Raw genomic sequence first — 22,003 nt, 5'->3', positions numbered from 1 at the left:
CAACTCACATTATACGATGCCCAGGCGGCCCACTCACCTCCCGGCCGATGCAGGTTCGGCAAGCAACTCGCCGTCTGCTGCAAAGCCGGCCACGCGGCCCATTCTTCCGCCCTCGCCCGACGTTCCGACCGCACTTCTCGGCCATCTGAGCCCGTCGCAATTCATGCGCCGCTACTGGCAGAAAAAGCCGCTGCTGATCCGTCAGGCGATTCCGGACATCGAAGCGCCGCTGTCGCGCGACGAGCTGTTCGAGCTGGCCGATCGGGACGACGTCGAAGCGCGCCTGATCACGCACTTCCGCAACAAATGGCAGCTGGAGCACGGCCCGTTCGCGCCCGACGAACTGCCGTCCGTCAAACAGCGCGCATGGACACTGCTCGTGCAGGGCGTGGATCTGCACGACGACCGCGCGCGCGCGTTGCTCGACCGTTTCCGTTTCGTGCCGGACGCGCGTCTCGACGACCTGATGATTTCGTATGCGACCGATAGCGGCGGCGTCGGCCCGCACTTCGATTCCTACGATGTGTTTCTTTTGCAAGTAAAAGGCAAGCGCCGCTGGCGCATTAGCGCGCAGAAAGATCTGACGCTGCAACCCGGCTTGCCGTTGAAGGTTTTACAGCACTTCGAGCACGAACAGGAGTGGGTACTCGAGCCCGGCGACATGCTGTACCTGCCGCCGCACATCGCGCACGACGGCATCGCCGAGGGCGAATGCATGACCTGCTCGATCGGTTTTCGCGCGCCCTCCGAAAGCGAGCTGACCGCGCAGTTCCTCTACCACCTGGCCGAGCGCGGAGAGGCTACGGGCAAGGCGGGCGCCCTTTATCGCGACCCACGGCAGGCCGCCGTCGAACAGCCGGCCGAGTTGCCCGCGGCGCTCGTCGAACGGGTGGGCGCGATGCTTGCTAAAGTGCGATGGAATGAGCAGGACATTGCGTCGTTCCTTGGTACGTACCTCAGCGAACCCAAGCCGAGTGTCGTCTTCGATCCGCCGCAACGGCCGCTCAACGAAGCCCGTTTCATCGGCGCGGCGTCGAGATCCGGTCTACGGCTCGATCGCAAGACTAACCTGTTGTATGAACGACGTTTTTTCTTCGTAAATGGAGAAGAAATATCGTGGACCGGCGCGAAAAAATGGCTGTTTGAACTCGCAAATCTGCGGTGCATGAGTGCGAAACGCTTTGTAACACTATCGCACGATTCATCGGTGACAGCACTGCTACACGAGTGGTATTGTGCGGGCTGGATACAGGTAGGCGAGATTGCGTAACTCTGCCCGCCTGTTATACCGTACAGTGAAATTTTGTATGAGAAAGACAACGTATTGACCCGCATTTATCGACTGTCAGTACGAAAGTGCATATAATTTCCGCCCAAGCCGTAGGGAAGATTCCAGCTCGTCAAAAGAGCATCTCCACCAGCGGCCCAGGTCGGTGTTGGAGCACATTACCGGTTTTATTTTGCGCTGTTGCTTACCTTTAAACCATAAAAGGACGTGATCATGAAGAAATCCCTCCTCGTAGCATCCCTGTTGGCAGTTGTGGCACTCGCTGCATGCAACAAGAGCAACGATCAGGCTGCTGCACCGTCGGAAGCTGCGTCCGCACCGGCGGCAGCATCGCCTGCTGAAGCAGCATCGCCGGCAGTTGCAGCATCGCCGGCCGAAGCAGCATCGCCGGCCGAAGCAGCATCGCCGGCTGAAGCAGCATCGCCGGCAGCAGGCGCAAGCCAGTAAGCCGCAACGGTTCGGCGCTGTAGCGGCGCTCCCGCTACAGCGCCTGCGCACGAAACGTTTGGAGGCTGGCCGGAAACGGCGCGAGCCGCAAACGGGAAAAGAAAAACGCCACGGATTCACATCCGTGGCGTTTTGTCATTCAGGGCCGCTTTCCGCTGCGGAGCTCGTCGCATGTGTGGAACACATCCCCTATCAAACCGGCGCCGCTGGCCCAGCGCTCTCCTCAAAGAACTCACGCACCACGTCGATCTCGCGGGTGCGCTTGAACGGCGGCAGACTCTGCCAGATGCGGCGGCCATAAGGTTTATCGACGAGACGTGTATCGCAGATCATCAGCACGCCACGATCGGTCTCCGCGCGAATCAGCCGGCCGGCGCCCTGCTTCAGCGTGATGACGGCCTGCGGCAGCTGATGCACGGCGAACGGGCTCAAGCCCTTCTTCGTCAGTGCGTCGAGCCGCGCGGCCAGCACGGGATCGTCCGGCGGCGCAAACGGCAGCTTGTCGATCACGACCAGCGACAGCGCGTCGCCGCGCACGTCCACCCCTTCCCAGAAGCTCTGACTGCCGACCAGGATCGCATTGCCGTAGGCGCGAAAGCGGTCGAGCAGTTCGGTGCGGCTCGCATCGCCCTGCACGAGCAGCGGATAGTCCCAGCCGCGCGACTCGATCGCGTCGCGCAGCTTCGCCGAGATACGATCCACCGCGCGCAGCGTCGTGCACAGCATGAAGACGCCGCCGCCCGAGGCTTCGATCGCGGGCAATGCGGCATCGAACACGGCGTCGGTGAACATCGGCGATGACGGCTGTGGCAGATTGCGCGGTACGTACAGAAGCCCTTGCGATGGATAGTCGAATGGGCTCGGCAATGTCATCGAGCGCTTCGAGTTCAAGCCCATCTGCGCCGCATAGTGCGTGAAGTCGCCGCGCACCGACAGCGTCGCCGATGTGAAGATCCACGCGCGCGGTACGCCGGCGCGCTGCTTCGCGAAAATCGGCGCGACCGACAACGGCGTTTCGTGCAGCTGCACCGTGTGCGAGAACACCTCGATCCAGCGCACCTGTTCATTCGGATCGGCGCGCTCCGCGCTGGCGTCACCCTCGCGGGTCGCAACCGCGTCGCGTTCTGCACTCGTGGGTGGCGTGGTCCAGCCGCTCAGCACGTCCTGCAACTCGCGCGCGCGACGCAAACACGCGCCGAGCGATTCGGCTCGCTCGGCCTGGGCCGCCAACGCCGAGGCCAACGCGTCGAGCTCGGCCTCGAGCGTCTCGAGCGCGGCGAACAGCGGGTGATCGTCGGGCAGCTGGCCGATCGACAGACGCACCGAGTCTTCCTTGAACGCGAGCCGCACGTCGCGTGCGGCGCGCTCGAGCGTCGCGCCGAGCTTGACCCAATCGACCGCATCGCGTGCGTGACCGAGGCCCTCGGCCACCGAATCGCGTGCGAGTTCGAGAAACTGCGCGGTCGATAGCGTCTCGCCGAAAAACAGCGTCGCGGTTTCGGGCAGCTGGTGCGCTTCGTCGAAGATGACCGTATTCGCAGTCGGCAGCAGCTCCGCCATGCCGGTATCGCGCAGCATGATGTCGGCGAAAAACAGATGGTGGTTGACCACCACGATATCGGCCTGCTGCGCTTCGCGGCGCGCCTGCATCACGAAGCAGTCCTTGTAGTGGGGACACTCCTGGCCGAGACAGTTGTCGCGCGTCGACGTGACCATCGACCACACCTGCGCCGTTTCCGGCACGCTCGCGAGTTCGGCCTTGTCGCCGGTGCGCGTGATCTTCGCGAAGCGCACGATGTCCTGCAGATACGAGGTCTCCTGGCGCGACGGCAGACGGCCGTTGTCCGCGGTGCGTTGCAGGTAGTAGTGGCACAGGTAGTTCGCGCGGCCCTTCAGCATCGCGACCGACACCGGCACCGCGAGCGCGTCGCGCACGGTCGGAATGTCGCGCTGGAACAGCTGATCCTGCAGATGCTTGGTGCCGGTCGAGACGATCACCTTGCCGCCCCACAGCATGGCCGGCACGAGGTACGCATAGGTCTTGCCGGTGCCGGTACCCGCCTCTACGATCAACGTATTCTCACCACCGTCGACGCCATCGGCTTGCGCGTTGCTCCCGGTCGACTCAGAGACGGCTTCAGCGCCGGTCTGCTGCAGGCGCCGCGCCGGGCGCTTCTGCGTCTCGAACATCGCGGGCTCGGGCATCGCGCGGCCCGACGCCTCCATCGCCGCGGCAACCGCGCGCGCCATCTCGATCTGCGACGCACGCGGCCGATAACCGTCGATCTGCCGTGCGAGCAGACCGTTGTCGGCGAAGATGTCGTCGAGCTCGCTCGCGCGGCGCCGATTCAGCGACACACCTGGCACCGGTGCTGCCGCGCGCGGCGCGGGCGTGCCCGAAGCAGATGCGTTGTCCGGCGCGGCCCGGGATGAAGTGTCATGCGATAAATTCAAGGCAAGCGTTCCTGCTAAGTCCGGCTCGCGCGCTGCGCGCCCGGCGCCTGCCAGGCCGCGAACTCAGGCGCGCGCGTCCGGTTCGAGCTGCAATTGCAGCAAGATGATGGTGTCCTTGACTTTAAGTTTGCGCTTTTTCAGGCGCTGCAACTCGAAGTCGTCGATGCCGGGTTCATCCGACATCCGGTCGATCAACCGGTCGAGTCCACTATGCTCCGATTCCAGTTGCAGAATGCGGTCGCGAAGTGTGTTTGCGTCGATGACGTGATGACGATCGCGCATGCTCGCCTCCTCTGGTCGGCGGCACGAACCGCGTGCGCGCGGTCCGATGCCTGAGGTTGCTGTCCGCCTCAAAACGCATTACGGCGACTACGGCGGCCCTGGCCACGACCGCCACGGCTTACTCTACGATACAGCCACTACAGCACGCTTACGGTTGCTCTTGTTGCTGCTTTTGCTGCTCTTCGAGCTGTTGCTGCTTCAGCTCGTCCTGACGCTTCTGCTCGGCCTTCTCGGCGGCCTGCTTTTGACGTGCTTCGACATCGAGCTTGTGCTGCGCGGCCTCGGCCTGCTTCCGCTCGAAAGTCTCCTGTTTCTGCTGGCGCTCCGCGGCCTTTTGCGCACCCTGCCGACGCGCTTCCTCGAGCTGGCGCTGGTAGTCGCTCTGCTTCTGGTCGTAGGCCTTCTGATTGGCCGCCGCCTGCGCAGGCGTGACACCACGCTGCGCCTGATCGAGCGCGTGCTGGCGCTGCTTCTCCTCGTAGGCCTGCGCATTGGCTTCGTGCTGCGGTGCCGCGGCGTTGCGCTGCGCCTGATCGAGCGCGTGCTGACGTTGCTTCTCCGCGTAGGCCTGCGCATTGGCTTCGCGCTGCGGCGCCTCGGCGTTGTGCTGCGCCTGATCGAGCGCGTGCTGACGCTGCTTTTCCTGATACGCCTGCTCGTTGCGCGCGTCTTCGGCGGCACGTTGCGGCGCTTCCGCCTCGTTTTGCGCGCGCCGCAACGCGGTGCGTTCGTCGCGTTCACGGGCGCGCTGCGCACGCTGCTCGGCGTCGAGCGCGAGCTGTTCCTTGCGGATGTCCGCCTGCACGCTGCGCATCGCGTCGCGCGCGCGGTTCAGACAGTGATTGACGAAGAAGCGGCTGTAGCAGTTGTGTTGCGCGACAGCGAATTGATAGTTGTTGTCGTCGGTGCGCTGATTGAGCACCTGTTGCCGCTCGTCGAACGACTTGTCCAGCACGGCTACGTCACTTGCGCTTTGAGGGCCGTCGGCGGTTGCGGCGGCTTGCGGGCCCGAGGCCGCGACGGGCCCCGTACCTTGCGCCGGCGTCGCGCTTTGCGCCGCGGCCGACACCGGCACGACGAGCGCTGCGGCGATCACGCACGACGCGGCAGCCGTTAAAGCCGACCGACCGAACGAGCGCAAAGAAACCAGCGGCAATTGAGACGAACCCGGCAGTGAACCCGGCAGTGAACCTGACGCCAGCGAAGAGACCAGGCGGTTGAGGGACAAGGAGATTGGCAACGTCGTAGAGGGTCAACGGAACATGCCCGAAATTCTAACACCCCACGGTTGAGCCCTTTGGCATTTATGGCAAAATGCCCCGCTCTAGCAACCTGGTCGCGGCGCACGCCCGGCCTGTCCCGATTTGCCGCCCGCGCGCGGCCCATCACTGAGTCCGCAGGAACACCAAGACCTTATGACGGAAACCGTAGCACTCAAGATCGTCCAGCGCATCGCCACCGAACTGTCCGTCCAGCCGCGCCAGGTCGCGGCCGCAGTGGAACTTCTCGACGAAGGCGCGACCGTTCCGTTCATCGCCCGTTATCGCAAGGAAGTGACCGGCAATCTCGACGACACGCAACTGCGCAATCTCGAGGAGCGCCTGCTCTATTTGCGCGAGCTGGAAGACCGGCGCGCGGCGATCATCGCGAGCATCGACGAACAGGGCAAGCTCACCGACGAGCTGCGCGGCGCGATCGAAGGCGCCGACAGCAAACAGGTGCTCGAAGACCTCTATCTGCCATACAAACCGAAGCGCCGCACGCGCGCGCAGATCGCGCGCGAAGCCGGCTTGCAGCCGCTCGCCGACGCGCTGCTCGGCAATCCGCTGCTCGATCCGCAAGCCGAAGCCGCGGCGTACGTGGACGCGGACAAAGGCGTCGCCGATGTGAAGGCCGCGCTCGACGGCGCGCGCGACATCCTCTCCGAACAATTCGGCGAGACCGCCGAACTGCTCGGCAAGCTGCGCGACTATCTGTTCAACCAGGGCGTGGTGTCGTCGAAGGTCGTGGAAGGCAAGGAAACCGCGGAAGAGGAGAAATTCCGCGACTACTACGACTACGCCGAAACGATCCGCACGGTGCCGTCGCATCGCGCGCTCGCACTGTTCCGCGGCCGCAATGCCGGCGTGCTGATGATCAAGCTCGGTTTCGGCGAAGAGCTCGACGCGCAGGTGCCGCACCCGGGCGAAGCGCTGATCGCGCGGCACTTCGGCATCGCCAATCAGAACCGCCCCGCCGACAAGTGGCTCTCCGACGTGTGCCGCTGGTGCTGGCGCGTGAAGGTGCAGCCGCACCTCGAAAACGAGCTGCTGACCAATCTGCGCGACGAAGCCGAACACGAAGCGATCCGCGTGTTCGCGCGCAATCTGAAGGACCTGCTGCTCGCGGCGCCGGCTGGTCCGAAGGCCGTGATCGGTCTGGATCCGGGCTTGCGCACCGGCGTGAAGGTGGCGGTGGTCGACCGCACCGGCAAGGTGCTCGCGACCGACACGATCTACCCGCACGAGCCGCGCCGCGACTGGGACGGCTCGCTCGCGAAGCTCGCGCGAATCGCTGCGCAAACGCAGGCCGAGCTGATCAGCATCGGCAACGGCACCGCGTCGCGTGAGACGGACAAGCTCGCGAGCGAGCTGATCGCGCGTCACCCGGAGCTGAAGCTGCAGAAGATCGTCGTGTCCGAAGCCGGCGCGTCGGTGTACTCGGCGTCCGAGCTTGCCGCGAAGGAATTCCCCGCCATGGACGTGTCGCTGCGCGGCGCGGTGTCGATCGCGCGACGTCTGCAGGACCCTCTCGCCGAGCTCGTGAAGATCGAGCCGAAGGCGATCGGCGTCGGCCAGTATCAGCACGACGTGAACCAGCGCGAACTCGCGCGCTCGCTCGACGCGGTCGTCGAAGACTGCGTGAATGCGGTCGGCGTCGATGCGAACACCGCGTCGGTCGCGCTGCTCGCGCGGGTGTCGGGTTTAAACGCAACGCTCGCGCGCAACATCGTCGACTATCGCGATGCGAACGGGCCGTTCCCGTCGCGCGAGCATCTACGCAAGGTGCCGCGTCTCGGCGACAAGACCTTCGAGCAGGCTGCCGGCTTCCTGCGCATCAATAACGGCGAGAATCCGCTCGACCGTTCGTCGGTGCACCCGGAAGCGTATCCGGTCGTCCAGCGCATCCTCGCGAAGATCAGTAAGCAGGTCGGCGAAGTGCTCGGCAATCGCGATGCGTTGCGCGGACTGTCACCCACCGAATTCGTCGACGAGCGTTTCGGTCTTCCGACCGTGCGCGACATCCTGGTCGAACTCGAGAAGCCGGGCCGCGATCCGCGTCCCGAGTTCAAGACCGCGACGTTCCGCGAAGGTGTCGAGAAGGTCAGCGATCTGATCCCGGGCATGGTGCTCGAAGGCGTCGTGACGAACGTCGCGGCGTTCGGCGCGTTCATCGACGTCGGTGTGCATCAGGATGGCCTCGTGCACGTGTCGGCGATGTCGACGAAGTTCGTGAAGGACCCGCATGAGGTCGTGAAAGCCGGTCAGATCGTCAAGGTCAAGGTGCTCGAAGTCGACGTGAAGCGCCAGCGTATCGCACTGACGATGCGTCTCGACGACGAACCCGGTGCAGCGGCCGCGCGCAGCGGCGGCGGTGCGCAGCAGGATCGCGGTGGCTCGGGCGGCAGCTTCAATCGCGGCGGAGCGGGACGCGGTGCGCCGCAACGCTCGCGCGAACCGGAGCCGGGCGGCGCGATGGCGGCTGCGTTTGCGAAGCTCAAGCAGAAGTGAGCGTCACGGACCGGAGCACGTCGTCGCACGCGCTCCGGTCCGTGACATGACTGCGTCGCGCGCTCAACCGCTTGCACGCGCGCATGAACAAAAAGCCCACGCATTGCGTGGGCTTTTTGTTTGCGCTCCCGCACGTCACGCGCGAGCCGTCAAATCTCGATCTTCGTTCCCAGTTCCACGACCCGGTTAGCCGGGATGCTGAAGAAGTCGGTCGGCTTCGCGGCGTTCTGATGCATCCACGCGAACACACGCTCGCGCCATACCGACATGCCCGGCAATTGCGTCGGCACCACCGTTTCGCGCGCGAGGAAGAATGACGTGTCCATTATTTCGAAGGTCATCTCGTGCGTGCGGCCGACGTCGAGCAGCACCGCCTTCACGTCGGGCGTTTCGTTAAAGCCGTAGGCTGCCTTCACCAGCCACAGGCCACCGTTCATGTCCTTCACGGTCACGCGATCGGCGTCCTTCACGTACGGAATGTCGCGCGTGACGAAGGTCAGAAAGATCGTGCGCTCGTGCAGCACCTTGTTGTGTTTCAGATTGTGCAGCAGGCTCACCGGCACCAGCGAATCGCTGCCGGTCAGATAGATCGCGGTGCCCGACACGCGATGCGGCGGATGCGCGAGCAGGCCTTGCAGGAACGGCATCAGCGGAATACCGTCGGCGGCCGTGCGTTCCTTCACGATCATCCTGCCCTTGAACCACGTCATCAGCAGGAAGAACAGCAGGCCGCCGATGCACAGCGGCAACCAGCCGCCCTCTTCGACCTTCAGCAGGTTCGCGCCGAAAAAGCCCAGGTCGACCACCATGAACACGCCGATGATGAGCCCAACCAGCAGTTTGTTCCAGTTCCACACCTTCACCATCACGACGCAGGCAAGGATCGTCGTGATCACCATCGTTGCCGTCACCGCGATACCGTACGCGGCCGCCAGATTGTCCGAGCTCTTGAACGCGATCACGATGCACAGGATGATGAACAGCAGCATCCAGTTCACGACCGGCACATAGATCTGCCCGATCGCGAGTTCGGACGTGTGCAGGACCTTCATGCGCGGCACGTAGCCGAGCTGGATCGCCTGGCTCGTCAGCGAGTACGCGCCCGAAATCACCGCCTGCGACGCGATCACCGTCGCGACCGTCGACAGCACGACGAGCGGCAACAACGCCCAGTCCGGCGCGAGCAGGAAGAACGGATTTTCGATCGCCTTTGGGTCGTGCATCAGCAGCGCGCCCTGGCCGAAGTAGTTCAGCACGAGCGAAGGCATCACGAGCACGTACCACGCCATGCGGATCGGCTGCGCGCCGAAGTGGCCCATGTCCGCGTACAGCGCCTCCGCGCCGGTCAGCACCAGCACGACCGAGCCGAGCACCACGTAGGCCTGCAGCACGTGCGCGGCCATGAACGTGTACGCGTAGTAGGGATTGAGCGCCTGGATCACATTCGGCGACTGCATGATGTGCCACAGGCCGAGCACGGCGAGCACGAGGAACCAAAGCGTCATGATCGGCCCGAACAGACGGCCGACCGTGGCCGTGCCGTGCCGCTGGATCCAGAACAGCACGATCAGGATCACGACGGTCAGCGGAATCACCAGATGCGCCAGATGCGGCGCGGCGATCTGGAGACCTTCGACCGCCGAGATCACCGAGATTGCCGGCGTGATCACCGCGTCGCCGTAAAACATGCAGGCGCCGAAGATGCCGAGCATCATCAGAAGGCCGGCCATTTTCGATTTCTGATCGACCGAGCGCATCGCCAGCGCCATCAGCGCGAGGACGCCGCCCTCGCCGTTGTTGTCGGCGCGCATCACGAACAGCACGTACTTGACGCCGACCACGATCACGATTGCCCAGAACAGCAGCGAAATAACCCCAAGGATCGACTGATCGGTCAACGGGATGCCGTGCGACGGACTGAAGGCTTCCTTCAGCGCGTACAACGGGCTCGTACCGATGTCGCCGAACACCACTCCGATCGCGGCAATCGCAAGGGAAGGCAGTGGCTGTTTGTGTACGTGATTGTTATCTGTCATGGACGCGAGGAAATCCGTTCCCGGGCGGAAAAAACGACCGCTATTTTAAACTGCCCATCCGGTACCGCCCGGCTTGTTGTGGATACGCCACGTGGATGTCCGCGCAGTGTAGCACTGCGATATGGACGCGCCTGTCGCGGTGCGGACGTTCTGGCGCCGCGCGTGACGCATAAAAAAACGGAGCCCGACTGGGCTCCGTTTTGTGACACCCCGATGACGCGCGAGATCCGATGCGACAAAGCGTGAGGCGCGCGGCTTCGCGTCAATTGTCCGACGCCTCATCGGCCTGGGCGATGCCGCGCTTGATCCACGCGCCGAGGTTATGCGGACGCACCGTGTCCCACTCCTCGAACGGCTGATGAATCCACGGATTGGTCGGCAGATACTGCACGTGGTAATCGGGCTTCACCTTCGAGCAGCCCTTGTACCACAGCACGGCCGAGCGCACCGCGGTGATGGCCGGATAGCGTTCCTTCAGATGCTGCTGCACGCGCGCGAGCGTGACGCCCGAATCGACGAGGTCGTCGACGAGCAGCACGTTACCGTGCAGTTCGCCGCGCGTCATCGTGATGTATTGCGCGATGTCGAGTTCGCCCTGCTGCGTGCCCGCTGCCTCGCGATAAGAGCTCGTTGCCAGAATCGCCAACGGCAGATCGTAGATGCGCGACAGCTGGTCGCCGACGCGCAGACCGCCGCGCGCGAGGCACAGGATCTTGTCGAACTTCCAGCCCGATTCGTGCACGGCAAGTGCAAGCATCTCGATCAGCCGGTGATATTCGTCCCAGCCGACCCACAGGTTCTTGTCGTCGTTGCGCGGATCTTTCATCGCGATCATGGGTACACCTTGCATCGCTTAGACCTTGAACGGATGACGCAGCAGAATCGTTTCGTCGCGGTCCGGACCGGTGGAGACCATGTCGATCGGAATGCCCGCGACTTCCTGCACGCGCGTCAGGTACGCACGCGCGTTGGCGGGCAGCTTGTCCCACTCCTTGATGCCGACCGTGCTTTCCTTCCATCCCGCAAAGGTTTCGTAGACCGGTACGCAGCGCGCGACTTCCGTCGCGCCGCGCGGCAGCAGATCGACGTTGTGGCCGTCGATCGTGTAGCCGACGCACAGCTTCACTTCGTCGAGACCGTCGAGCACGTCGAGCTTGGTCATGCATAGCCCCGTCACACCGTTGATCTGGATCGAGCGACGCAGCGCGGAGACGTCGAGCCAGCCGGTGCGGCGCGGACGGCCGGTGACCGAGCCGAATTCCTTGCCGACGGTGGCGAGTTCGAGGCCGATCGGGTCCTGGCGCGAGGCATTGTCCGCATCGTACAGTTCGCTCGGGAACGGGCCCGAACCGACACGCGTGCAGTACGCCTTCGTGATGCCGACGATGTAGTTGAGCTTCTGCGGACCGACGCCGGCGCCCGCCGTTGCGGCACCCGCGACGCAGTTGCTCGAGGTGACGAACGGATAGGTGCCATGGTCGATGTCGAGCAGCGTGCCCTGCGCGCCTTCGAACAGCAGATTGCCGCCGTTCGCGTTGACGTCGTAGAGACGGCGCGACACGTCGGTGACCATCGGCTTCAGTCGGTCGGCGTAGCTCAGCATCGTGTCGAGCGTTTGCTGGAAGTCGACCGCGGCAGCGCCGAGGTACTGCGTGAGCACGAAGTTGTGATAGTCGAGGTTTTCGCGCAGACGCTCGGCGAAGGCTGGCGCGTCGAACAGGTCCTGCACGCGCAGGCCGCGGCGCGCGACCTTGTCTTCGTAGGCCGGGCCGATGCCGCGGCCGGTCGTGCCGATCTTGCTCGCGCCGCGGCGCGCTTCGCGGCCCTGGTCGATCGCGATGTGGTACGGCAGGATCAGCGTGGTGGCTTCGGAAATGAACAGGCGCTTCTGGACGTCGATGCCGGCGGCTTCGAGTTCGCCGATTTCCTTGAACAGCGCTTCCGGCGACAACACGACGCCATTGCCGATGTAGCACGCGACGCCGGGATGCATGATGCCCGACGGAATCAGACGCAAGATGGTTTTCTTGCCGCCGATGATAAGCGTGTGACCGGCATTGTGACCGCCCTGGAAGCGAACGACGCCCTGAGCGTGGTCCGTCAGCCAGTCGACGATCTTGCCCTTGCCCTCATCACCCCATTGGGTCCCCACGACGACGACGTTGCGCCCGGGGTTCACATTCACTGCGCTGGCAGACATGTTGTTTCGTAAGCTGGTTAAAAACGTATTTTACCTAGGTTCGCGGAAGCTTCCGGAATTTTTCCGTTTCCGCTCAACGGTATGCACGTTATGTTGAGTATTGCGAGGGATGCGCGGCCGCGAAGAGTCGCTCGACCGCGCGCGATTCGGGCGGTGGTTGCGCCGCCCTCGGGCGAACGTCGGGGGACGGGTCCCCGGCAGCGTAGATCGGAACGCGCGGCTCAAGCGCGCGGTTCGACCACCCATGCGCCATTGCGCTCGACCAGCACCCGGTCGAACGCGAATTCATCGAGATCGTGCTTGTGGCCAGGCAGCGCCTGGATGACCACTTCACCGCCATCGCGCAATGCCGCGACCGCCACGCGCAACGCTTCGTCGTGCCGCCACGGCGCGAGGATCGCGCTGCTGCGCGCTTCCACCGGCGAGATCCGCGCGACTTCGCGCAGATCCAGCGAAAAGCCGGTTGCCGCGCGAGCGCGGCCATAGGCCTGACCGACGTGGTCGTAACGGCCGCCGCGCGCGACCGCGTTCGGCACGCCGTCCACGTAAGCGGAGAACATCACGCCGCTGTGGTACGCGTAGCCGCGCAGATCGGCGAGGTCGATCATCACTTCGGCGCCGTCGACCTGGCTCGCGAGGAACGCGAGGTCGTCGAGCGCGCGGGCGATCGCCGGTGAATTCGGCAGACGCGCGCGGGCCTCTTCGAGCACCGACGCGTCGCCGTACAGCGTCGGCAGCGCGCGCAGCGCATCGCGAATCACCGGCGAGAATTGCGCGGTCATCTCGACCAGGCGCGGCACGTCCTTGCCGGCCAGCGCGTCGTAGAGCGCCTGGCCGAGTTCCTCGGCGGCCGGCTCGGCTTCGATCAGCGCCGCCAGCACGCCCGCGTGACACAGGTCCAGACGCACCTTCGCGAGGCCGGCGAGACGCAGCGAGTCGAGCATCAGCTGCTGGATTTCGAGGTCCGCTTCGAGCCCCGCGTGGCCGTAGATTTCCGCACCGATCTGGATCTGCTCACGCGTCGCATGCAGGCCGCGCGGGCGCGTATGCGCGACGTTGCCCGCATAGCAAAGACGCGTGACGCCCTGGCGGTTCAGCAGATGCGCGTCGATGCGCGCGACCTGCGGCGTGATGTCGGCGCGCAGACCGAGCGTGCGGCCCGACAGCTGATCGACGAGCTTGAAGGTGCGCAGATTCAGATCGTGCCCACCGCCCGTCAGCAGCGACTCGAGGTATTCGAGCAGCGGCGGCATCACCATCTCGTAGCCGTACGAGCGGAAACGGTCCAGCAAATGACGCCGCAATTCTTCGATCTTGCGGGCCTCCGACGGCAGCACGTCGGCGATATTCTCAGGAAGCAACCAGGTCGACATCGATACAGTCCTACGGCGTTGAACACGGCGTCTTGCAGCGCCGATGATGAGTGTGAATGACGTAGAGCGGCTTGATTCTGGCGGCTGACACAGACGCCCGGGCGGCGCTTTGCGGCACGCGCGCGACGCGCGGCGGCGTGGCCGGTCAGTACGCGTTTTGCTCGGGCCGGCAAAACACGCCGCAACACGCGGCGTTCGTCAGACCAGCAAGCCGGCTTCAGGTCGCGATGAACAGTAGAACCAGCCCGAGCAACATCACGATGAGCCCTCCGACACGAATCTGATGCGGCGGTCGTTCCGCTATTTTACGGAACGTGTCGCGCCAGGCGGTTGGAAAAACGAACGGAAACATCCCCTCGATAATCAGCATCAGCGCGATCGCGAGCAATAACGAACCAGCTATGTCCATGCGAGTGAAGCGGCCGCGATGCGGATGCCGCGGCCTTCGGTAATCAGCGTTTGCGCGCAGCAGGCGCGGAAGCGTCCGGGGCGACGCCGCCGGTCGGGCTACGCATGAAGCGGAAGAACTCGCTACTGGAGTCGACCACGATCAGGTCGCCCGGCTTGAAGGTCTTCCGGTACGCCTGCATGCTTTGATAAAACTGGTAGAACTGCGGATCCTTGCCGAACGCTTCGGCAGCGATCTCCGCGGCCTTTGCATCGCCTTCGCCGCGAATGCCCTGCGCCTGCGCGAGGCCGTCGGCGAGCACCGCCTGCTGCTTGGCGAGCGCGTCCGCGCGGATCTGGTTCGCTTCGGCGGCGCCCTTCGCTCGCTCGTCCGCCGCGACCTGCTGGCGCGCGGCGATCATGCGCTTGAATACCGCGTCGGCCACCGCGGCCGGGAAATCGACGCGCGTGAGTTGCACATCCACGACCGATACGCCGAGCGATGCCGCGCCCTTGTCCATCGCACCGCGGGCCTCTTCGGCGACCGCCGGTTGTTTGGCGAGCGCGTCGGACAGCGTGAACTTGCCGAACGCGTCGCCGAGCGCGCCGCGCGACAGCAGCGCGAGCCGGTCGGGCAGACTCTGCGGATCACCCTTCGTTTCGGCGATCAGCTTCAGCGGATCGGTCACGCGGAACTTGATCACCGGGTTGACCAGCAGATCAGTTTTGTCGGACGTGACGTAATGATCTTCGTCGGGTGCGTCGAGCGACTGGATGCGATTGTCGACGAACACGACCGTTTGCAGCGGCGGCGGCAGCTTCACGTGCAGCCCCGGGCCGAGCAGCGTGGGCGTCGCGTCGCCGCGCGCGGACAACACAGCCATATGCCGTTGATCGACGACGAACACCATCGACGATGCCGCGAACAGCACGATGACGACCGCGACGACGAGCGCAATGATTCGGTTCATATTCTTGTGCGCTCCTTATTGAACGTCGTCTTCGCGTATGCGATTGCGGAACGCTTCGCGCGAGCGCAGCGACGCGGCGCTCGGCCGGCTCGCTGGCGCAGGCGCGGAAGCAGCGGGTGCGGATGCGCCATCGGCGGCGGAGCCTGCCGCGGCACCGGTCTCAGCGGCCGAGGCGGCCGACGGCGCGGCCGCACTCGCCGCTTGCGGCGCGCCCGCGACAGCAGGACCCGAAGCAGCGGCGCCCGCCGCCGCGGCCTGGCGTTCGCGGTTCTGCTCGACGAGCCTGTCGAGCGGCAGATACAGCACATTGTTGCCGTTCTTCGCGTCGACGAACACCTTGGTCGCGTTCGCGTAAATCTGCTGCATGGTTTCCATGTACAGGCGGAAGCGCACGACGGCCGGCGCCTTCGCGTATTGGGCGTAGACCTGGTTGAAGCGCTCGGCCTCGGCCTGCGCCTGCGCGACCGTGGTCTGGCTATAGGTTTTGGCTTCCTGGACCTGACGATCGACGTCGGCCTGCGCGCGCGGCAGGAGATCGGCCGCATAAGCCTGCGCATCGCGTTTCGCGCGTTCGTTTTCGTCGTGCACCTTCGCAGCGTCGGCGAACGCCGGTTGCACCTGCTCGGGCACTTGCACGCTCTGGATCGTCACGCCCGTGACTGCCAGACCGGACTGGTACTGATCGAGCGATTGCTGGATCGCCGCGATCAGCTGCTGGCGCAAAGTTTCGTGATCCTGATCGAGGATATCGCTAGTGCTCTGCGCGCCGACGATGCCGCGCACCGCCGCCTGCGCGGCGTGCATCACGCTCTGATCGGGATCGACGCTGCGAAACAGAAAATCGTTGGGATTGCGCACCTGGTACTGCACGGCGAAGCGCACGTCGACGATGTCGCCGTCGTGTGTGAGCATTGACGCGTCCTTCACGTTCGCGAGACGCACCACATTGCTACGGCCGATCTCGACCTGGCGGATCTGCCCGACATTGACGAACTCGTGGGACTCGAACGGAAACGGCAGACGCCAGTGCACGCCCGGCGCCGCGGTATAGCGATACTTGCCGAACTGCAGCACGACGGCCGCCTGGCCATCCTGCACGACGAACACGCCGCTGCCGAGATAGATCGCGATCAGCACGCCGATCACGATGCCGACGCCGATGCGCGCGCCACGGCCGTTGTCAGGACGGCCACCGCCGACACCGCCGCCCCTGCGCCCGAAAATCCGGGACAGACGGCGATTGAAATCACGCCACATTTCGTCGAGATCGGGCGGACCTTCACCGTCGCGTGCCGGTCGCTTCGGATCGTTCGGCCGTTGCCGGTCGCCGTTGCCGTCGCCCCGGCCCCAACGCGGATCGTTCAGTGAAAGCAAGGCGCGCATACGCAGCCAGATACTCCGCTCGTTGTAATCGTTCACCTGTGTTCGTTCACCAGAGTAGACAGCGGGTCAGTGCAATTTTGGAACGGGTCAGTGCCCGAGTTCTGGAACCTTGTGGTCGTCGCGCAGTTGCGCCGCGCGGTCATCTTGCGACGCATCGAACGGCATGTCGGCAAGCGGTTCGGCTGTAGCGATTTCGGCGATGGCAGCGCGCAATGCATCCAGCCCCTGCCCGGTGCGCGCGCTCAAAAAGACGCGCGAAATATTACCATACTCGTCCCGCTCGACCGCGTCGCCACGGGCTGCCAGCTCTGGCACCGCGTCGATCTTGTTGAACACGAGCACCTGACGGATCGTGTCCGCGCCGATCGCATGCAACACCTCGTTGACCTGATCGATCTGGTCGAGCCGCACCGCGCTCGATGCATCGACGACATGCAGCAGCAGGTCCGCGTGAATGGTTTCCTCGAGCGTCGCGCGGAACGCGGCGACGAGCTGGTGCGGCAGCTCGCGAATGAAACCGACGGTATCGGACACCACCACCTGCCCCGCTTCGTCGCCCAAATACACGCGCCGCGAGGTGGTATCGAGCGTGGCGAACAACTGGTCGGCGGCATACGCCTGCGCCTTGGTCAGCGCGTTGAAGAGCGTCGATTTGCCGGCGTTCGTGTAGCCGACGAGCGACACCGACATCGTCTGGTTGCGATTCCGCGCCCGGCGTTGCGTGCCATGCTGGCGGCGCAGCTTGTCGAGGCGGATCTTGAGCGCCTTGATGCGCTCGCCGATCAGCCGGCGGTCGGTTTCGAGCTGCGTCTCGCCTGGACCGCGCAATCCGATACCGCCCTTCTGACGTTCGAGGTGGGTCCACGCGCGAATCAGCCGGGTCGACAGATATTGCAGCTGCGCGAGTTCGACCTGCAGCTTGCCTTCGTGGCTGCGCGCGCGCTGCGCGAAAATGTCGAGGATCAGACTGGTGCGATCGACCACGCGCCGATTAAGCGCCCGCTCCAGATTGCGCTGCTGCGCAGGCGCCAGAGCATGGTTGAAGATCACGAGTTCGATGTCGTTTGCTTCGCACGCAAGGCGCAATTCTTCGGCCTTGCCGCTGCCGACGAACATCTTCGCGTCGGGACTGGAACGGCGTCCGGTGAGGGTGACCAGGGGGTTCGCGCCCGCGCTTTGCGCGAGCAGGCTGAGTTCTTCGAGACTGGCTTCGAAATCGATCTTGCCGAAGTCGATGCCAACGAGCGCTGCATTGATCAAATTGGAGGGTATCAAAATGACGCGGCCGGGAGTGATCGCCAACGGGCGACAGTGTGCCGGCCGCGGCGAGGGTTAGGACTGTTCGGAATCCGGGTGGAAATTCACCGGACGGGCAGGCACGACCGTCGAAATGGCGTGCTTGTAGACCATCTGGGTGACCGTATTCCGGAGCAACACGACGTACTGGTCGAACGATTCGATGTTCCCTTGAAGCTTGATGCCGTTGACCAGGTAGATCGACACCGGCACATGCTCTTTACGCAGTGCGTTCAAAAACGGGTCTTGTAACAATTGCCCTTTGTTGCTCATAGCAAACTCCGTATTTTTTTGCAGGTTGACTGAATTGACGGCGAAGAAAAAGAGATCCGCCGCCAACCGCTACACTATAGCTGATTTTCATTTCGACGCGCGGGCCCGGGACCCCCGGCCAAACCCAGCATACACGCGGGTTTCAGCCCAGGTATAAGACCGGCTTCAGCTTGCTTCAGCCTTTGTCCGCGTAAGGGTTCGTCGACGATCTGAACTCTATTCGCAATGGAGTCCCCGTCAGCTTGAAAGTTTCCCGGAAGCGATTTTCGAGGTACCGCTTATACGTGTCGGTGATCGCGTCGAGCGCATTGCCGTGAATCACGATAATCGGCGGATTCTGTCCGCCCTGGTGTGCGTAACGCAGCTTCGGACGCACTGGACCGCGACGGCGCGGCTGCTGGAATTCGACCGCCTCGATCAGCGCGCGCGTCAGCTTCGGCGTCGGCAGCTTCGACATCGCGGCCGTGTACGCGTCGTCGACCGAACGCATCAGCGGCCCGATTCCGGTTTTTTCCGCGGCGGAAATGAAATGGAATTTGGCGAAGTCCAGAAATTTTAGTTTGCGTTCGAGGTCGGCTTTGGTGCGCTCGCGCACATGCGGATCGAGACCGTCCCATTTGTTCACGCCAACCACCAGCGCGCGGCCCTGCTCGACGACGAAGCCAGCGATGTGCGCATCCTGATCCGAGATGTCCTGACGCGCGTCGAGCAGCAGGATCACGACGTTCGCATCGGAGATCGACTGCAGCGTCTTCACGACCGAGAACTTTTCGATCGCCTCGAACACCTTGCCGCGGCGGCGCAGGCCGGCCGTGTCGATCAGCGTATACGGCTTGCCGTTGCGCTCGAAATCGACGTAGATCGAGTCGCGCGTAGTGCCGGGCATGTCGAACGCGATCACGCGCTCTTCGCCGACCAGCGCATTGATCAGCGTCGACTTACCAACGTTCGGCCGGCCGACGATGGCGATCTTCACGCCGCGCGCTTCCTTGTCTTCCTCGTTCTCTTCCGGCTGACCGGCATACGCGACTTCGAGCGCCTCGTTGATCATGTCGGTGACGCCGTCGCCGTGCGCGGCCGAAATCGCGCGCGGATCGCCGAGACCGAGTTCGTAGAAGTCGGCCGCGACGTTGGCGTACTTCATGCCCTCGGCCTTGTTCACGACGAGGAAGATCGGCCGGCCGACCTTGCGCAGATAGTCGGCGATCGACTTGTCCTGCGGCGCGAGACCGTTGCGCCCATCGACGATGAACACGACGACGTCCGACTCCTCGACCGCCTGGCGGGTCTGGCGCGCCATCTCGTGCAGGATGCCGTCTTTCGCGACCGGCTCGAAGCCGCCGGTGTCGACGACCAGATACGGCCGCTCGCCGGCGCGTCCTTCGCCGTAATGGCGATCGCGCGTGAGACCGGGCAGGTCGGCAACCAGCGCATCACGCGAACGCGTAAGGCGGTTGAACAGCGTGGATTTCCCCACATTGGGGCGCCCAACGAGGGCAATAACGGGTTTCATCTGATGTTGTTCACGGTGAAACGCGGGATCGCAACCGATCGCGCGCGTAGCGACGCCAGGCGGCCGCCACGGGGTGGCGTTCTGACGAAATTATCACGAATTCAGCCTGCTCCGGATGCGCGATCGATATGCGCATCCAGGCGGACGGGCGTGGGCTGCACAGACGCCGCCGGGGGCCTGCTTCAGACCGGGCTGCTCGACGGCTGACGCGCTCGTGTTCGAGGGCGTCGTTAATTTGCAAGGCCGCCGACGAAGCGCACGCGCCGCCTTGCATGCCGGCGGCCACGGCCTCGATCCGACTTGCCGGACCAGCCCATCCGGCGATTTTTTCTATTGAGCCTGCCCGATCACGCGACGGGCAGCATGGCAACCCGACGCAGGAGCCGCACGCCAAAGCCGGCGCAGACTTCAATTAAAAAGCGCGCGGCCGGCAAAGCCGGCCTGCGCGCCCGACATCATTTATAGCGATCAGCGCGGACGATAGCCGAACAGGCCGCCGTCGCGCGTCTGTACGACCAGCGTGTCGCCAGCCAGCACCGGCGCCGCGGTAATCGCGCTGCCGTCGGTCTTCACTCGTGCGACGAGCGTGCCGTCGACGGTCGACAGGAAATGCACGAAGCCCTTGTAGTCGCCGAACACGGCCGCGCGGCCGAGCAGCGTCGGCACGCTCAGGTCGCGGTTCTTCAGCGTGTCGTTCTTCCACAGCACCGAGCCGTTGCTCACGTCGAATGCGGACACGACCGACCAGTCGTCGGCGGCGACCACGCTGCGCTCATCCTGCGCGAGCCCGCTCGTGCTCGAGAACGGCTTGCCCCACAGCGCGCGGCCCGAGTTGGCGTCGAAACAGCCAATCTGGCCCTGGAACGTCACCGCGCAGGTCTCCGAACCCACCAGCGTAGGCGGGCCGGTCACGTCGTTGATACGCTCGACCTCGGTCACGCCCTTCGGATATGACACCGGCGTTTGCCAGTAGGCGTCGCCCGTCTGCAAGTTGATCGCGGCGAACGAGCCGCCCGGGAAGCCGGCCAGCACGGCCGCGTCACCTGCGAACGTCATGCCCGACGACACGCGCAGGTTCAGCGGCACCGCGCGGTTGCGGAAGTTCCACTTCTGCTCGCCGGTTTGCGCGTTGAACGCGACGATCTGGCCGTCGATCGTGCGCACGATCACGAGGCCGTTGCCGACGAGCGGCGGCGTAATGATCTCGCCCGGCGCCTTCGCGGTCCACAGCTGCTTGCCGTCCGCGCCTAGCACGTACACGTCGCCCTTCAAGCCACCGACCGCGGTGAGCGTGCCATCGCTGCCGACGCCCGCCGACAGATCATCGTGCAACTTGACGCGCCACACGTCCTTGCCCGTTTGCGCGTCGATCTTGGCGACCGTGCCATTCGTGCCGGCAGCATACACGGCGTTGCCGACCGCAACCGGCGAGAACAGGTAGCGGCCTGCCTTGCCGACGCTCGCCGACCAGGACTGCTGCACGTCGAGCACGGGTTTGAACTCGGTGAGCGGCGTCGGCACACGGCGCTCGTCTTTCGTGGATGAGCAAGCCGCCAGCGTGAGAACGGTCATCGCACAGATAACGGGCACGGCGTAACGTTTCAGCAGATTCATCGGTGGACGAAGCATTCAGGAAATTGGATTAAAGGAGACCGCCTTGCGGTCGTGGCTCGCGGCGCGCTGCGCGGGACGCTCAGCCGCCAAGCGCATCCAGCTTGAACTGGATCAGCTGGCGCGCCGAACTGTCGCTGTTCGACAGCGAGTCGAGCGCGAGCTTGTAGGCCGCGCGCGCGTCGTCGCGCTTGCCCTGGGCGGCGAGCAGGTCGCCGCGGCGGTCCGCCACGACGCCCTTGAAGGCATCGGATTGTGGCTCGGCCAGGAGCGCGAGGCCCTGGTCGTATGCCTTGTCGTCGAGCAGCAGCGATGCCATGCGCAGCTTCGCGATCTGCTTGAACTCGTCGTCCTTCGCGTGATCGATCGCCCATTGCAGCTGCGCCTTCGCGCCGGCTTCGTCGCCAGCGGCGTACAGCGCCTTGGCGGCGCCCAGCGCGGTCATCTGCGCGTAGGCAGTGCGGCCGAACTTGTCTTCCATGTCGGCGGCGACGCGCGCAATCTGCGCCTTATCGCCCGATGCCTCGGCTTGCTGAACCTGGTCATACAGCACCGCGGCTTCCGCGGCCTGACGACGCTGCCAGAAATTCCAGCCGTTCCAGCTCGCGCCTGCCAGCAACACCACCAGCACGATCCACGTGGTCGCATTGCCCCACTGCGTCCACCATGCCTTCAGACTTTCAATCGATTCTTGTTCGTCGTGGTAACTCATTGCCCGG

At 64.4% G+C, this 22,003-nt stretch carries 18 protein-coding genes; 3 read left to right on the top strand and 15 right to left on the bottom strand.

Features of this window, described 5'->3' with window-relative positions; genetic code table 11:
* The first annotated feature begins 16 nt into the window (after nt 1-16).
* Complete coding sequence (locus tag OKW30_RS07220; protein WP_184067658.1) at nt 17-1,270, top strand: cupin domain-containing protein; 1,254 nt, start codon at nt 17-19, stop codon at nt 1,268-1,270.
* A 231-nt stretch (nt 1,271-1,501) separates the two neighbouring features.
* Nucleotides 1,502-1,735 carry a hypothetical protein gene (locus tag OKW30_RS07215; RefSeq protein WP_429346378.1) on the top strand — a complete coding sequence of 78 codons (234 nt, stop codon included), beginning with the start codon at nt 1,502-1,504 and terminating at the stop codon, nt 1,733-1,735.
* A 192-nt stretch (nt 1,736-1,927) separates the two neighbouring features.
* Here OKW30_RS07215 and OKW30_RS07210 read toward each other — a convergent pair whose 3' ends face one another.
* The 3 genes from OKW30_RS07210 to OKW30_RS07200 form a co-directional block, all read right to left on the bottom strand.
* Nucleotides 1,928-4,189, bottom strand: a complete 2,262-nt coding sequence (locus OKW30_RS07210; protein ID WP_429346377.1) for an ATP-dependent DNA helicase — start codon at nt 4,187-4,189, stop codon at nt 1,928-1,930.
* A 63-nt stretch (nt 4,190-4,252) separates the two neighbouring features.
* Nucleotides 4,253-4,471, bottom strand: coding sequence for a DUF465 domain-containing protein (locus OKW30_RS07205; RefSeq protein ID WP_013089766.1), 219 nt, complete (start codon nt 4,469-4,471; stop codon nt 4,253-4,255).
* 148 nt (nt 4,472-4,619) lie between these two features.
* On the bottom strand, nt 4,620-5,567 hold the full coding sequence (locus OKW30_RS07200; RefSeq protein ID WP_429346376.1) for a hypothetical protein: 948 nt from the start codon (nt 5,565-5,567) through the stop codon (nt 4,620-4,622).
* 319 nt (nt 5,568-5,886) lie between these two features.
* Between OKW30_RS07200 and OKW30_RS07195 the strand changes: the two genes are divergently transcribed.
* Complete coding sequence (locus OKW30_RS07195; protein ID WP_429346375.1) at nt 5,887-8,241, top strand: Tex family protein; 2,355 nt, start codon at nt 5,887-5,889, stop codon at nt 8,239-8,241.
* A 149-nt stretch (nt 8,242-8,390) separates the two neighbouring features.
* Here OKW30_RS07195 and OKW30_RS07190 read toward each other — a convergent pair whose 3' ends face one another.
* The 12 genes from OKW30_RS07190 to OKW30_RS07135 all read right to left on the bottom strand — a co-directional run bounded on the left by OKW30_RS07190 (nt 8,391) and on the right by OKW30_RS07135 (nt 21,996).
* Entirely contained in the window at nt 8,391-10,277 is a 1,887-nt protein-coding gene (locus OKW30_RS07190; RefSeq protein WP_429346374.1) for a potassium transporter Kup, read from the bottom strand.
* A gap of 262 nt (nt 10,278-10,539) precedes the next feature.
* Nucleotides 10,540-11,112: a phosphoribosyltransferase gene (locus OKW30_RS07185; protein ID WP_184048954.1), complete on the bottom strand. Its 573-nt coding sequence runs from the start codon at nt 11,110-11,112 to the stop codon at nt 10,540-10,542.
* 18 nt (nt 11,113-11,130) lie between these two features.
* Nucleotides 11,131-12,477, bottom strand: a complete 1,347-nt coding sequence (locus OKW30_RS07180) for an adenylosuccinate synthase (protein ID WP_090800717.1) — start codon at nt 12,475-12,477, stop codon at nt 11,131-11,133.
* A 221-nt stretch (nt 12,478-12,698) separates the two neighbouring features.
* Nucleotides 12,699-13,850, bottom strand: coding sequence for an ATP phosphoribosyltransferase regulatory subunit (locus OKW30_RS07175; RefSeq protein ID WP_184067638.1), 1,152 nt, complete (start codon nt 13,848-13,850; stop codon nt 12,699-12,701).
* A gap of 217 nt (nt 13,851-14,067) precedes the next feature.
* The gene (locus OKW30_RS07170) at nt 14,068-14,259 is read right to left on the bottom strand and encodes a DUF2065 domain-containing protein (protein WP_090800720.1); all 192 of its coding nucleotides are present in this window, start codon (nt 14,257-14,259) and stop codon (nt 14,068-14,070) included.
* A 43-nt stretch (nt 14,260-14,302) separates the two neighbouring features.
* The gene (hflC, locus tag OKW30_RS07165; protein WP_184067635.1) at nt 14,303-15,208 is read right to left on the bottom strand and encodes a protease modulator HflC; all 906 of its coding nucleotides are present in this window, start codon (nt 15,206-15,208) and stop codon (nt 14,303-14,305) included.
* Between the two features lie 15 nt (nt 15,209-15,223).
* Nucleotides 15,224-16,627: an FtsH protease activity modulator HflK gene (hflK, locus tag OKW30_RS07160; protein WP_184067632.1), complete on the bottom strand. Its 1,404-nt coding sequence runs from the start codon at nt 16,625-16,627 to the stop codon at nt 15,224-15,226.
* A gap of 51 nt (nt 16,628-16,678) precedes the next feature.
* Nucleotides 16,679-17,893, bottom strand: coding sequence for a GTPase HflX (hflX, locus tag OKW30_RS07155; protein ID WP_184022437.1), 1,215 nt, complete (start codon nt 17,891-17,893; stop codon nt 16,679-16,681).
* A 30-nt stretch (nt 17,894-17,923) separates the two neighbouring features.
* Nucleotides 17,924-18,160, bottom strand: coding sequence for an RNA chaperone Hfq (gene hfq / locus OKW30_RS07150; protein WP_006051315.1), 237 nt, complete (start codon nt 18,158-18,160; stop codon nt 17,924-17,926).
* Nucleotides 18,161-18,335: 175 nt separating this feature from the next.
* Nucleotides 18,336-19,673, bottom strand: coding sequence for a ribosome biogenesis GTPase Der (gene der / locus OKW30_RS07145; protein WP_184067628.1), 1,338 nt, complete (start codon nt 19,671-19,673; stop codon nt 18,336-18,338).
* Between the two features lie 468 nt (nt 19,674-20,141).
* On the bottom strand, nt 20,142-21,287 hold the full coding sequence (gene bamB, locus OKW30_RS07140; RefSeq protein ID WP_184067625.1) for an outer membrane protein assembly factor BamB: 1,146 nt from the start codon (nt 21,285-21,287) through the stop codon (nt 20,142-20,144).
* A gap of 79 nt (nt 21,288-21,366) precedes the next feature.
* Nucleotides 21,367-21,996, bottom strand: a complete 630-nt coding sequence (locus OKW30_RS07135; RefSeq protein WP_184067622.1) for a YfgM family protein — start codon at nt 21,994-21,996, stop codon at nt 21,367-21,369.
* Nucleotides 21,997-22,003: the final 7 nt, after the last annotated feature.

Origin of the sequence: Paraburkholderia sp. Clong3, assembly GCF_050436485.1 — a bacterium.
In the GTDB taxonomy this organism is placed as follows: Bacteria; Pseudomonadota; Gammaproteobacteria; order Burkholderiales; family Burkholderiaceae; genus Paraburkholderia; species Paraburkholderia tuberum.
Note: the sequence above shows the minus strand (reverse complement) of the source record. Positions and strands in the feature narration are given on the sequence as shown.